This is a genomic window from Antarcticibacterium sp. 1MA-6-2 (assembly GCF_021535135.1).
Taxonomy (GTDB): domain Bacteria; phylum Bacteroidota; class Bacteroidia; order Flavobacteriales; family Flavobacteriaceae; genus Gillisia.
Genome location: NZ_CP091036.1, coordinates 3,015,897 through 3,029,223 on the forward strand (window position 1 = coordinate 3,015,897; position 13,327 = coordinate 3,029,223).

General features: G+C 38.8%; 9 protein-coding genes and 4 pseudogenes. 7 read left to right on the plus strand and 6 right to left on the minus strand.

Features of this window, described 5'->3' with window-relative positions:
* Position 1: 1 nt before the first annotated feature.
* The 3 genes from LZ575_RS15390 to recA all read right to left on the minus strand — a co-directional run bounded on the left by LZ575_RS15390 (position 2) and on the right by recA (position 2,136).
* Complete coding sequence (locus tag LZ575_RS15390) at positions 2–544, minus strand: RNA polymerase sigma factor (RefSeq protein WP_235325388.1); 543 nt, start codon at positions 542–544, stop codon at positions 2–4.
* A 21-nt stretch (positions 545–565) separates the two neighbouring features.
* Positions 566–1,000, minus strand: a complete 435-nt coding sequence (locus LZ575_RS15395; RefSeq protein ID WP_235325390.1) for a hypothetical protein — start codon at positions 998–1,000, stop codon at positions 566–568.
* A gap of 119 nt (positions 1,001–1,119) precedes the next feature.
* Positions 1,120–2,136, minus strand: a complete 1,017-nt coding sequence (gene recA / locus LZ575_RS15400) for a recombinase RecA (RefSeq protein ID WP_235325392.1) — start codon at positions 2,134–2,136, stop codon at positions 1,120–1,122.
* A 372-nt stretch (positions 2,137–2,508) separates the two neighbouring features.
* On the opposite strand from recA, the pseudogene LZ575_RS15405 reads away from it, so the two are divergent.
* The 7 genes and pseudogenes from LZ575_RS15405 (at position 2,509) to LZ575_RS15435 (ending at position 9,573) form a co-directional block, all read left to right on the plus strand.
* Positions 2,509–3,541 (plus strand): annotated as a pseudogene (locus LZ575_RS15405) (rhodanese-related sulfurtransferase).
* 112 nt (positions 3,542–3,653) lie between these two features.
* A pseudogene (locus LZ575_RS15410) lies at positions 3,654–4,814 on the plus strand (stage 0 sporulation family protein).
* Positions 4,815–4,853: 39 nt separating this feature from the next.
* Positions 4,854–5,294, plus strand: coding sequence for a gliding motility lipoprotein GldH (locus LZ575_RS15415; RefSeq protein WP_235325394.1), 441 nt, complete (start codon positions 4,854–4,856; stop codon positions 5,292–5,294).
* Between the two features lie 13 nt (positions 5,295–5,307).
* Positions 5,308–7,615: pseudogene (locus tag LZ575_RS15420) on the plus strand (penicillin-binding protein 1A).
* Positions 7,616–7,778: 163 nt separating this feature from the next.
* Positions 7,779–8,478 (plus strand): annotated as a pseudogene (locus LZ575_RS15425) (CoA transferase subunit A).
* A 227-nt stretch (positions 8,479–8,705) separates the two neighbouring features.
* Positions 8,706–8,831: a hypothetical protein gene (locus LZ575_RS15430; RefSeq protein WP_235330753.1), complete on the plus strand. Its 126-nt coding sequence runs from the start codon at positions 8,706–8,708 to the stop codon at positions 8,829–8,831.
* Between the two features lie 85 nt (positions 8,832–8,916).
* On the plus strand, positions 8,917–9,573 hold the full coding sequence (locus LZ575_RS15435; protein WP_235325396.1) for a CoA transferase subunit B: 657 nt from the start codon (positions 8,917–8,919) through the stop codon (positions 9,571–9,573).
* Positions 9,574–9,609: 36 nt separating this feature from the next.
* On the opposite strand, the gene LZ575_RS15440 is transcribed toward LZ575_RS15435, so the two are convergent.
* The 3 genes from LZ575_RS15440 to LZ575_RS15450 all read right to left on the minus strand — a co-directional run bounded on the left by LZ575_RS15440 (position 9,610) and on the right by LZ575_RS15450 (position 13,265).
* Positions 9,610–9,972 (minus strand): DUF6616 family protein, encoded by a 363-nt coding sequence (locus LZ575_RS15440; RefSeq protein ID WP_235325398.1) that lies wholly within the window; start codon positions 9,970–9,972, stop codon positions 9,610–9,612.
* 100 nt (positions 9,973–10,072) lie between these two features.
* Positions 10,073–11,218: a diaminopropionate ammonia-lyase gene (locus LZ575_RS15445; RefSeq protein ID WP_235325400.1), complete on the minus strand. Its 1,146-nt coding sequence runs from the start codon at positions 11,216–11,218 to the stop codon at positions 10,073–10,075.
* Between the two features lie 49 nt (positions 11,219–11,267).
* Positions 11,268–13,265, minus strand: coding sequence for a S9 family peptidase (locus LZ575_RS15450; protein WP_235325402.1), 1,998 nt, complete (start codon positions 13,263–13,265; stop codon positions 11,268–11,270).
* Positions 13,266–13,327: the final 62 nt, after the last annotated feature.

The following is a 13,327-nucleotide window of genomic DNA, read 5'->3' on the forward strand; positions in this document are numbered from 1 at the left end:
TTTACGACGAACTTACCGCCTTTGTTTCCTGGTTGATTTCTATTTTTTCTTTTAAGATCATCCGCGCCCTTGCAAGGTTAGATTTAGATGTTCCTGTACTTATTTGCAGCATTTCTGAAATTTCCTTGTGGGAAAATCCGTCAAGTGCGTATAAATTAAAAACCTGCCTGTAGCGGTTAGGTAACTCCTGAATAATTTCTAACAGATAATCTACTGTTAGTATTTCCTCATCAATTTCTAAAGCAGGCTCTTTTAAAATATCTTCATTATAAATTTCAAAGACGGTTTGTTTTCTGTACTTCTGTAGCGTAGTATTAATCATTATCCGCTTCATCCATCCTTCAAAAGAACCTTTGTCCTGGTACTGCTTTATTTTATCAAATATCGTCATAAAGCCATCCTGCAGGTTATCCTCAGCCTGTTGATAGCTTCCGGAATATTTTAAGCACACTGCGAAAAGCTTATTGGCATAAAGCCTGTAAAGCTGTTCCTGTGCTTTTATATCCTGTTTTTTACAATTGTGTATGAGTTGATCTAAACTCAAGTGCTTAGTAGTATTAAGTTATTAATCTGTGCCTGGCGGGGTAACTGGTATTTCAAAAATTAAAAATTCGTCTCTTCCTGCCGCGTTACGTCCTTTCCAAAACCGAAAGATATAAAATTCCTCCTGTTCTGCAACAAAATTAATGGTCGCTGTAGCCTGTAAATTTCCGGTATCCACACAGTTAAGATTGTTATTGGTAAGAAAACTGGTAACCACCCCAATAGTCATTTTGTTTCCTTCTTCACTTATGTCAAGACCACTAAACGTATGGCAACTTGTAGGACGTTCATAAACGATATGCAAATCATATCTTGAACCTTCCTCAAATTCCTCCGGCATTTCTACAGACACCACGGCCGCCAGGTTTTGCATAATGTCGCCGGAATCATCATCACCCGAACACCCCGTAATCAAAAACGAAGTAAATACGAGCAGTAATATTTTAATTCTTAACATAATCCTGGAGTAATTGGTAGGTTGTCACTTATCAGATGCACAAATACCTGAAGGGTTGCGTGCCTATACCATAAAAAAATCCCGCGTCGGCGGGATTTTGTAAGAAATAAACGTAAAACTTACGCTGTTGCTATCTTTATAGCATTTTTTATTTTTTCCTCGAGTTCATCCATTAGGTCGGGATTATCTTTTAAAACTAGTTTTACAGCATCACGTCCCTGTCCTAATTTGGTATCTTCATAGCTAAACCAGGAACCACTTTTCTTGATAATTTCGTAGTCAACCCCAATGTCAATGATCTCACCAATTTTCGAGATTCCTTCCCCATACATAATATCAAATTCAGCAGTCTTGAAGGGAGGAGCTACTTTATTCTTTACTACTTTAACTCTGGTCTTATTACCTGTAACATTGCTGTTGGCATCTTTAATTTGGGTAGACCTTCTAATATCCAGCCTTACTGAAGCGTAAAATTTTAAAGCGTTCCCATAAGTTGTAGTTTCCGGGTTTCCAAACATTACACCAATCTTTTCACGTAACTGGTTAATAAAAATTACCGTACAATTGGTTTTGCTAATGCTTGCAGTAAGTTTTCTTAAGGCCTGAGACATCAATCTTGCGTGAAGCCCCATTTTTGAATCTCCCATTTCACCTTCTATTTCACTCTTAGGTGTTAGGGCTGCAACAGAATCTATTACAATAATGTCAATTGCTCCAGAGCGTATAAGATTATCGGTTATTTCCAGGGCCTGTTCCCCATTATCGGGTTGAGAAATAATGAGATTTTCAAGATCTACTCCAAGATTTTCAGCATAAAATCTATCAAAAGCATGTTCAGCATCAATAAAAGCCGCAATCCCTCCATGTTTCTGTGCTTCAGCAATAGCATGCAGCGTCAATGTAGTTTTTCCTGAAGATTCAGGTCCATAAATTTCAATTACTCGCCCACGAGGATATCCACCTACTCCCATTGCAATGTTTAAACCTACAGAACTAGTAGAAATGGCTTCAACATCAGAAACTGACTGGTCACTCATCTTCATTACAGTCCCCTTTCCATAGGTTTTATCCATCTTGTCCAGGGTAAGCTTTAGAGCTTTTAACTTTGCTTCTTTCTCTTTATTATCGTTGCTCATAATTATTTAAGATCATTTAAATGCGTGCTGCTAAAATACTATAAGTTTTCCATCACTACAATTTCCCACGCAACCTTTTCCAAATATCTGCATCTAATAAATAATTAAAAGAACCAAAATACTATGAGGTTTCTTAAAATAAGTTTGATCCTGAATCAATTCGGCTCTGCCACTACAATTTTGTTGAGTTGTGGTAGCAGAGTTGATGGAGGCTAATCGTTGTTTTTATTTTTATGATAGTAAGTAAAAAATAATAATAACGAATTAGCCATTCAAAAAATGCCCTGGGAACGATTTTCAGGGCATTTTTTTGTTTTATTGAAAGGCTTATCTTTGCCAAAAATTTTCTTTAACTTAATAAATTAGTATAGCATGCAACTGTACAATAAATTAAGCGCAAAGGAAAGAGCAGCATTAATACAGGAAGCAGGTGAAGACTTAGCTTACTCTTTCTTTTTACGCCTATGCCAAGATTGGCAACCCCAAACTTTTTAGAAATTACCTTTTTATAGCCTGGGACCAGATGGAGGTTCTGGGGAGAATATATATTGCCCACGAAGGTATTAATGCACAACTCTCAATTCCCGCTAAAAGATTTGCTGAATTTAAGGACTTTCTGGATTCGATTTATTTTCTGAAGGATGTAAGGCTGAATATTGCCATAGAACACGATTTAATGTCCTTCCTAAAGCTGAAGGTAAAAGTTAGGGACAAAATTGTAGCCGATGGTCTTAACGATTCCACATTTGATGTTACCAATAAAGGTGTTCACGTAGATGCTGTTCGTTTCAATGAATTAATAGATGATCCCAACACTGTACTGGTAGATATGAGGAATCATTATGAGAGTGAAATCGGGCATTTTAAAGGAGCAATAACTCCCGATGTTGATACTTTTAGAGATTCACTTGATATTATTGAGGAAGATCTTAAAGATCACAAAGAAGATAAGAATCTTGTGATGTACTGCACCGGGGGAATTAGATGTGAAAAAGCCAGCGCTTATTATAAACATAAAGGTTTTAAAAATGTATTTCAGCTTGAAGGCGGGATCATTGAATATGCCCGACAGGTTGAAAATCTAAAGCTGGAAAACAAGTTTTTAGGAAAGAATTTTGTTTTTGATCACCGCAGGAGCGAGCGAATCTCTGAGGATGTGATCTCCTGCTGCCATCAATGCGGGAAAGCCTGTGATACTCATGTGAACTGTGCAAATGAAGCCTGTCATTTACTCTTCATACAGTGTGAAGAATGTGCAGCAGCTATGGATAATTGTTGCTCGACCAGTTGTAAGGATGTAAATGCCTTACCTTATGAAGAGCAAAAGGCTCTAAGGAAAGGTATACCCAATAGCAATAAAATTTTTAAAAAGGGAAGATCCGAGGTGTTAAAGTTCAAGCAATAGAGAATAATTTGCTTATCTATACGTACCAATAAATATTGGTATCTTTACTTTTTATTATCAGCAATCAAATTCAGCGGGTGATAGGCCTGCTAGAATTTTCAATATATAATATATGGGATGTACAAGTTGCTCGACTTAAGCAAGGACGGTCAGCCAAAGGGATGTAAAAATAATGGCACCTGTGGAACAGATGGTTGTAATAAACTTACTGTTTTTGATTGGTTAGCCAATATGTCCTTACCAAATGGAGTTGAACCTTTTAATTGTGTAGAAGTTCGTTTTAAGAACGGAAGAAAACATTTTTTTAAAAATCCGGAGAATTTAACTTTAAGCATTGGAGATGTAGTCGCGACAGAGGCTTCCCCGGGTCATGATGTGGGAATGGTAACACTTACTGGAGAACTGGTAAGGGTTCAAATGAAGAAGAAAAGGGTAAGCGAGGACAGTGACGAAGTTTTAAAAATATATAGAAAAGCCACACAACGGGATATAGATGTATGGCAGGAAGCCCGGGACCGGGAGGATAAAATGAAGGTGCGTGCAAGGGAAATAGCCATAAGGCTCAACCTACAAATGAAAATTAGTGATATAGAATTTCAGGGAGACGCATCTAAAGCAACTTTTTATTATACTGCGGAGGAACGGGTAGATTTTAGGCAGCTCATCAAGGAATTTGCAAGGGAATTCAATACCCGTATTGAGATGCGGCAAATTGGGTTTCGGCAGGAGGCTTCCCGCCTGGGAGGTATTGGTTCCTGCGGAAGAGAATTATGCTGTTCTACCTGGTTAACAGATTTTCGATCAGTAAATACTTCAGCAGCAAGATATCAGCAATTATCGTTGAATCCCCAAAAGCTGGCAGGGCAGTGTGGAAAACTTAAATGCTGCCTGAACTATGAATTGGACACTTATCTTGACGCATTAAAAGCTTTTCCGAAGACAGAAGTAAAGCTGAACACGAAAAAGGGAACCGCTGTTTGCCAAAAAATTGATATTTTTCAAGGTTTACTTTGGTATGCCTATGAAGGTGACTGGATGAACTGGCACAAATTAACTGCTGAACAGGCAAACAAAATAATAAAGGCTAATACCGATAAAGAACTTAGTTGCAAGCCTTGAAGAGTACGAAGTACTTGCAGAAGTAGAAACTAAAGATTTTAACAATGTTGTAGGCCAGGACAGCCTTACCCGTTTTGATACACCTAAGAGTAGTACAGGTAAAAAACGTAGAAAGAACAAACGTCGTAAAGGAAAACCGTCAAAGAATGCATAAATTTTTTTTCTGGTTTTACTTGTTGCTGTCGCTTGTTTAGTGTCCTGTGATAAGAATAGGGTTTTTGATGAGTACACTTCAATTCCTGATGCATGGAATAAAGACTCTATTGTTACGTTTAATTTAAAGAATATAGATTCGGTTCAGGCATATGATTTGTTCATAAACATCAGGAACAATAACAATTTTTCTTACAGTAATTTGTTTTTAATAGCGCAAATCCAGTTTCCACAAGGAAAGGTGATCACAGATACTCTTGAATATCAAATGGCTACTCCGGGTGGTGAGTGGCTTGGCACAGGTTTTGGAGACGTGAAGGAGAATAAACTTTGGTATAAAGAAGACGTTCGGTTTACAGAGCCCGGTCAATACAAAGTAAGTATACAGCACGCTATGAGAAAGAGCGGCAGTGAAGAAGGAATTGAAGATCTTGAAGGAATAACCGAAGTAGGATTTCGCATAGAGAATACCCAAAATTAATGCATTTGCACCAATGGCAAAACCATCAAAAAACACAAAAAAATCAAATTATCGTAAATACATCATTGGCTTTTGGACACTGTTTTCATTAGGTATACTGGCCATAGTATTTCTCTTCCTTCTTGCTGGTTGGGGTGCCTTTGGAAAGATGCCGAAGTTTGAAGAACTGGAAAATCCTGAAACCAATCTTGCCACCGAAATTTTTTCGGCAGACGGTGAAACCCTGGGGAAGTATTATAGCGAAAACAGGACCCCAATAAAATATGAGGATCTTCCAGATCATCTTGTGCAGGCATTGGTAGCGACTGAGGATGAACGGTTCTACGAACATTCCGGTATTGATGCGAGGGGAACTATGAGGGCAGCCGTTTACCTTGGAGAAAGAGGTGGTGCAAGTACTATCACTCAGCAGCTCGCAAAACAGCTATTTACAGGCAACGCCTCCACAAATTTTGCTTAAGCAGGGTCCTTCAAAAGTTTAAGGAATGGATCATTGCGATAAGGCTGGAGCGCCAGTACACCAAGGAAGAAATTATTACAATGTATTTTAATAAATATGATTTTGTGTATCAGGCGGTAGGAATACGTTCAGCAGCAAAAATCTATTTTAATAAAGAAGCAAAGGATCTTAATATAGAAGAATCGGCAGTTTTGGTAGGGATGCTGGTGAATGCCGCTTACTACAACCCCATGCGACGTCCTGAACTTGTGGAACAGCGAAGAAATGTAGTGCTTTCCCAAATGGAAAGAAATGATTTTCTTACTCCCGAAGAAACAGATTCCCTTCAGGCGATCCCAATGAAGATTGAATTTTCACCTCAGGGTCATGATGAGGGAATAGCTACCTATTTCAGGGTTTATCTACAGGGATTTATGAGAGACTGGATTGAAAAAAACCCAAAGCCAAACGGGGAAAACTACAATATTTTTCGGGATGGTCTAAAGATCTATACCAGCCTGGATTCCAGGATGCAAAAATATGCTGAAGCAGCAGTGGAAATGCATATGGCTAACCTTCAGAAGGAATTTGACAAACAGAACAAGAACAATAAGACAGCACCATTTAGAGACATTGAAGCTGAGGAAATCGAAGGCATAATGAATAGTGCAATAAGGGCTTCTGACAGATGGCGCATAATGTCTGAACAGGGGAAATCAAAAGAACAAATATTAAGTTCTTTTGACAAGGAGACAGATATGAGAGTCTTTAGCTGGAGTGGAATTAAAGACACTGTGATGACTCCAAGAGATTCTATTAGATATTATAAATCTTTTCTCAATGCTTAGCCTTATGTCTATGACTCCACAAACCGGAGAAGTAAAAGCCTGGGTGGGGGGAATAAATTTCAAACATTTTAAGTATGAACACGTAAAGCAGGCAAAGCGGCAGGTTGGTTCTACATTTAAGCCTTTCGTATATGCGACGGCTATAGATCAACTTAAACTTTCTCCCTGTGACACCTTACCAAGAAACCATTTTACTATAGAAGCAGGCAAACATGGAAACCAAAACGACTGGGCTCCAAGAAATAGCGATGGTAAATATGAAGGGATGATGTCTCTTAAAGATGCTTTAGCCAATTCTGTAAACACCATTACTGCCAGGTTGATCGATAAAACCGGAACAGGACCTGTAATAGAGATGCTGAACAAGTTGGGTATAGATACTCGAAATGTTGATAAAGGACCTGCAATTGCTCTTGGAACAGCAGATATGAGCCTGTTTGAAATGGTCTCTGCTTACAGCACCTTTGCTAATGAAGGGGTATTTGTAAAACTAGGTAATTGTTACAAGAATTGAAGATAAAAACGGAACAATTTTGTATCAGCACGTTCCTGAAACCCGGGATGTAATAAGCAAAGAAACTGCTTATGTTACTGTAAATCTCCTGGAAGGAGTAACGCAGTATGGATCGGGTACAAGATTAAGAGGTAATTGGGGTGTAAATAATCCTTATTATAAAGCTGTAATGACTGGTTATCCTTATGATTTTAAAAATCCTATTGCCGGAAAAACAGGAACAACCCAGAATCAAAGTGACGGCTGGTTTATGGGTATGGTGCCAGACCTGGTTAGCGGGGTTTGGGTAGGAGGAGAAGACCGGGCAGTACATTTTCCCACAATTACCTATGGTCAGGGTGCTGCAATGGCATTGCCTATATGGGGAACATATATGAAAAAAGTTTATGCCGATAAATCTCTGGAGATTTCGTCCGGGGCTTTTTCCAGGCCAGATCATCTTTCTATTGAGATAAATTGTAATAATTATGGTCGCAACAGTGAAGATTTTCAGGAACTGCCGGATGAATTAGAATTTTAATGAAAATTTAAATAGCTGAATTTCAGATAAAAAAGGAAGCCTCGCCAGTGATAAACTTGCGGGGTTTTTTTATTTCTTCGGGGGATAGACTTTTGATTTCCTTTTTTCTGAAAACGTTGTAGTAGCCTCAATATTTTCGTAATTTTCGGGAAAGAATTTTTCAATGATCAAAAAAACTGTAAATAACGTAGAAGAAGCTGTTAAGGGTGTGAAAGATGGAATGACCATGATGCTTGGAGGTTTCGGACTTAGCGGAATACCTGAAAATGCTATTGCTGAGCTGGTACGTCTTAATATAAAAAATTTAACCTGTATCTCCAATAACGCCGGGGTAGACGATTTTGGATTGGGGCTTTTACTTCAGAAAAAACAAATTGACAGGATGATCTCGTCTTATGTAGGGGAAAATGCCGAATTTGAAAGGCAGATGCTTAGTGGAGAACTGGATGTTATATTAACCCCCCAGGGAACACTTGCAGCAAAGTGCCAGGCTGCTCAACAGGGATTTCCCGCAGTTTATACAACAAGCGGGATATGGTACTGAAGTTGCTGAAGGAAAGGAGACCAGGGAATTTGACGGTAAAATGTACGTTTTAGAGGAAGCCTACAAGGCAGATTTTGCTTTTGTGAAAGCCTGGAAGGGGGATGAAGCAGGAAACCTGATCTTTAAAGGAACTGCGCGCAATTTTAATCCTTTAATGTGTGGCGCGGCCACTATTACTGTTGCTGAGGTGGAAGAACTGGTAAAACCGGGAGAACTGGATCCTAATCATATTCACATCCCGGGGATTTTCGTTAAAAGGATTTTTCAGGGACAGAATTATGAGAAGAGAATAGAGCAAAGAACAGTGAGAAAGAGATAATTTGAGGATTAGGTGATTTAAGGATTTGAAAATTGATATGGTTATGGGAGACGATAGAGAAAATTTTATAGTAAATACAACTTCTGATTTTGCGCAGGAAGGAATTAATACTCAAAAAATCTCAGATTTCTTCATAAATATGAAATGGCTTCTCAGTTATTCGGAAGCGGGGCTTCAATTGGGCCAATGTTTGGGAATCGCAAAATGCTGAAAGTCCTGCAGGTTTCATTTACAAATTTAAGATTACTGCGAAAGAGGCTGATGAAACGAACTACTGGTTCAGACTTTGCAAAGCCTCCTCTCACTTTCCCGATCCACACCTAAGAACATTTGCGGAAGTAGAATATAAGTAAATTTATATCAAAAATTATTAGCTCCAGTAGAAAGAATGAATAGCGAGAGGAATTGCAGAACCTTCAAATTTTCAAATTAAATAAAATGTTAGACAAAAACGGAATTGCAAAAAGAATAGCACAAGAAGTAAAAGATGGATACTACGTCAATCTTGGAATAGGTATTCCAACCCTGGTTGCAAATTTTGTTCGGGATGATATTGAAGTTGAATTTCAAAGTGAAAACGGGATATTAGGGATGGGGCCCTTTCCTTTTGAAGGAGAAGAAGATGCGGACCTAATAAATGCCGGAAAACAAACTATTACAGCACTTCCCGGCGCCAGCTTTTTTGATTCGGCTATGAGCTTTGGAATGATCCGTGGGAAGCATGTAGATCTTACTATTCTTGGAGCTATGGAAGTAGCAGAAAATGGAGATATTGCCAACTGGAAGATTCCCGGAAAAATGGTCAAAGGAATGGGAGGAGCCATGGATCTCGTTGCTTCAGCTGAAAATATTATAGTGGCTATGATGCATACCAACAGAGAAGGAGAATCAAAGTTATTGAAGAGATGTACTCTTCCTCTCACAGGTGTGGGCTGTGTTACGCGGATTGTAACGAACCTTGCTGTTATAGAAGTTACAAATAAAGGATTTAAACTACTCGAACGAGCCCCCGGAGTATCTGTTGAAGAAATTAAAACAGCAACAGAGGGCAACCTAATTGTAGAAGGAGAAATTCCTGAGATGCAGCTCAATTAAAGGCAGATGTTTTACCTAATATGTAATAACATTCCTTTATTCAATAATAGATGTGGAATGTTTTTCGAGATTTATAAGATTATCTATTGCCTGATCTAATGGAATTATTTGACCTCTGGCATTCACCTGGGAAAAATAATTGTGCCATCCTGCATCAGCCACAGCTCTTTCCAGGGTTTCCACAAGTTCCAGAGAGGGGATTTTCCAAACTGCCATATACCTGTAGTCGCTGCGGTATGGAGTATGTTCATCGTTCATAGCCCAACCCGTTACTTCTACTCCTTTATCCATTAATTTTTGAATTTCGGGGCCAACTTTGTTAAAAAAGTCTTCTCTTTCCTGCTTTGATAAGTCCATACATTTTTGAATAACATTCCAAAGTTCTACATATATATACATAATTTAAATTTTAAGGATTACTTTGACTTCTGTTAAAAATATTAAATTATTGATTATAAGCAAAGTAGCGAGCCATGGGATGATTTAGTTATATCAGCTTTTAATGTGCAGAGATTATTTTTTTAAAATTGGAAGGATCTGTAGCTCCTTCTGTACTGTAACAGAGAATCCTGGTGTTGGAATTAATATTTAGAAATTCTTTTACTTCAGCAAAACGTTCATCATTCATTATTGCCAGAAAACCTGCAAAACCTCCTGCGCCGGATTCCCCTGAAATAACCTGCGGATCATCCTGGCTGGGCGAAAACAATGTTCTTATTGCGGCTTCCATAAATTTGTCTTCAATAGCTATAGAAACATCTATAGTATTTTTGAGGATTTCCCAGGCAGTGCTGGAAGGTATTCCGCAATTTAAACCTGCCATCATGGTTTTAAAGCTTCCCGAAGGGCTACAACGTTCTCCTTTAATAAGAGATGCAAGCATTCCTGCAGCTTCCTTAGGTTCAACAATTACCAGTTTAGGTCTTTTTAAGCTATAACGACTCGTATAATACCAGGCCGCCGCCGCAGGCCAACTGCCCACACCCGATTGTAAAAAAACCACATCTACATTAGGTTCAGGTAATTGATGCAGGCCGTCCTCCAGTTCCTTGAAATGAGTAAAATATCCTGCCATGATATGAGCAGGTATTTCTTCATAATCTTCTGTTGCAGTATCCTGTAAAAGTGTCCAGCCATACTCAAGGCTCCTTTTCTTTGCAAATGCACAGGTTTCTTCATAATTCCCAATGATCTTTTCCACCACGGCACCTTCAGCTCTAATTGCATCTATTCTTGCAGTAGTAGTGTCGCTGGGAACAAAGATTCTTGATTTCTTATCAAATATTCTCGCAGACCAGGCTACTGCACGACCGTGATTCCCATCAGTAGCTGTACAAAAGGTTTCAATTTCAGGGTTTTTCTCCAGGATCTTGTGTATGGCATAAGATGCTCCTAATGCCTTAAATGCATTTAATCCGAAGCGATAAGACTCATCCTTAATATAAATTTCCCGCACTCCAATTTTCTTTGCCAGGTTCTTAAGTTCCACCAGGGGAGTGGGTTTATATCCGGCGAGAGAATTATGAAAACTTAAAGGATCACTTGCCCTGAAAATTGAATCGGTGCAATTGGTTACTAATCTATTATCAGGATTATTTATATAATGAAATGGCGTGCCATGGAATTGTTCATTTATTTCCGCCATACAATAGTTTTTATTTAAAGTTTTTAATAGTTAACAATGTGTCTATACTTTATTTGACATATGTGTCGAACCAATTGAGATAACGTTCATATCTGTCCTTTACAAAAGAGGGACGTGAGATCCCGTGAAATTCACCCGGATATACAATAAGTTGAGTTTCCACTCCAAGACGTTTCATTGCCTGGTACATTTGTTCAGAATTTATGATTGGAACATTCCAGTCATCGCTACCGCCTATCCACAGTGTAGGGGTGGTAATTTTATCCACATCATTAAAAGGTGAGATTCTTTCCCAGGCTTCAGCATTTTCCCACGGCAATCCAAGTTCTTTTTCCCAAAGCAATTGATAATGATCATGTCCATAGTTTGTTCTGTAAAGGGCTTCACTGGCCCCTGAAATTGCACCCTTAAACCTGTTAGTTTTTGTAATTACATGATTGGTGAGAACGCCCCCATAGGACCAGCCGCCTACTCCCAATTTTTCAGGATCTACATAGCCTTCCTTAATAACGTGATCAACTCCTGCCATAATATCCTGAAAATCCAGATTTCCCCAGTCGGCAAAAATAGCCTGAGAAAATTCCTGTCCGTACCCGCTCGATCCCCGTGGATTTATAAGTAAGGTTACATATCCATTAGCAGCAAAAAGTTGGGCAGTAGCGTGAAAAGAGTGTTCATATTGTGCCACAGGTCCACCGTGGATCCATACTATTGCGGGATATTTTTTGGATTTGTCAAAATCCACTGGTTTAACAACAAAACCCTCTACATCTGTCCCATCTTCACTTTTAAAACTAATCTTTTCAATTGACGGGTTTTTAATGTCCTCCAGAAATTCCTTATTTATATTTGTCAATTTAATGAAATTGTCCTTCTGAAGAGTATAAATTTCAGAAGGCTCGAGGAGATTTCCTACTAAGGCTGCAGTTACACCTCCTGCAACAGAAAAATCGTCTACTGTAGTCTCTCCTTTTGCATATCTTGTAATATTTCCTCCTGATGGATTTACAGAAGCGAGCATTGTTGATCCCTGTTCCTCCAGAATAAAGAAAATAGATTTACCATCAGCTGAAAATTCGGGATTTCGAACATTTCTGTCGAGCTCCTTAGTTAATATTTTAGGTTCTTCCCCGGATGCAGAAATTACAGCTAGTTTTTCTGTAGCATACCATATGGCGTCTCCATCTGTTACCGTAGTGTAAGTAATATATTTTCCATCTGGACTCCAGGAAGGTGCAGAATCGGCATTTTCATTTTTCGTGACCTGGAAAGGAGATTTTTCTTTACCTGGGTTAATTGCAGGAACTATCCAAATATCTGAATTTGTATTTCCATCTGGTTCCTCGGTTCTGTTGCTAACAAAAGCTATAGAAGATCCATCGGGACTCCAGGCGGGGCTGGAAGCATCAAAGTCTCCAAAAGTAATTTGTGTGGCAGTGGAATCTCCCGGAGTGAAAGTATAGAGATGGGTTCTGTATCTGTCAAGGTAGCCCACATAGTCACGTTTAAATTGCAATCTGTCGATGACGTATGGCTTTGGTTTTTTATCATCTTCTTTGTCTTTGGTAAGATCTTCGGGCTTTGGATCCCGCAACAACATTAATAATTTCTTTCCGTCCGGCGACCATTCGTAATCAGAGACACCTTGTTTAATTTTTGTGAGCTGTTCTGCCTCTCCTCCCATTCTATTGAGGGTCCATACCTGGGCTTTTCCCCCGTCTCTGGAAGCAATAAAAGAAAGATATTTGTTATCAGGGCTCCATCTGGGAGAGTTGGCGGTATAACCTTTTCCAGTCATAGGAATAGGTTCTCCTCCTTTGGCAGATATCATCCAGATCCTTGTATCATTCTTATCCTTAACAATGTCAATTTCTCTTACAGTAAATGCTATCCATTTCCCGTCTGGACTCACACGAGGATTAGCCACTGTTTTTAAGCTGAGAAGATCATCAATTTCAATTGCCTCTTTGGTAGTTTGTGAAAAGGTTTCAGAAACCAAAAACAACAGGACTATTGCCTGAAGGAGCAGGAGTTTTTTTAATATCATAAAAAGAAGTTGTTAATGAGGGATTTTTGCCAGTTGAAGATAACTTATAAAGATTAGATCTT

What these genes read in the sequence shown, in the direction of transcription:
- LZ575_RS15395 (WP_235325390.1), bottom strand. Translation starts at nt 1,000, where the DNA reads ATGTTAAGAATTAAAATATTACTGCTCGTATTTACTTCGTTTTTGATT.
- recA (WP_235325392.1), bottom strand. Translation starts at nt 2,136, where the DNA reads ATGAGCAACGATAATAAAGAGAAAGAAGCAAAGTTAAAAGCTCTAAAG.
- LZ575_RS15435 (WP_235325396.1), top strand. Translation starts at nt 8,917, where the DNA reads ATGTTAGACAAAAACGGAATTGCAAAAAGAATAGCACAAGAAGTAAAA.
- LZ575_RS15440 (WP_235325398.1), bottom strand. Translation starts at nt 9,972, where the DNA reads ATGTATATATATGTAGAACTTTGGAATGTTATTCAAAAATGTATGGAC.
- LZ575_RS15445 (WP_235325400.1), bottom strand. Translation starts at nt 11,218, where the DNA reads ATGGCGGAAATAAATGAACAATTCCATGGCACGCCATTTCATTATATA.
- LZ575_RS15450 (WP_235325402.1), bottom strand. Translation starts at nt 13,265, where the DNA reads ATGATATTAAAAAAACTCCTGCTCCTTCAGGCAATAGTCCTGTTGTTT.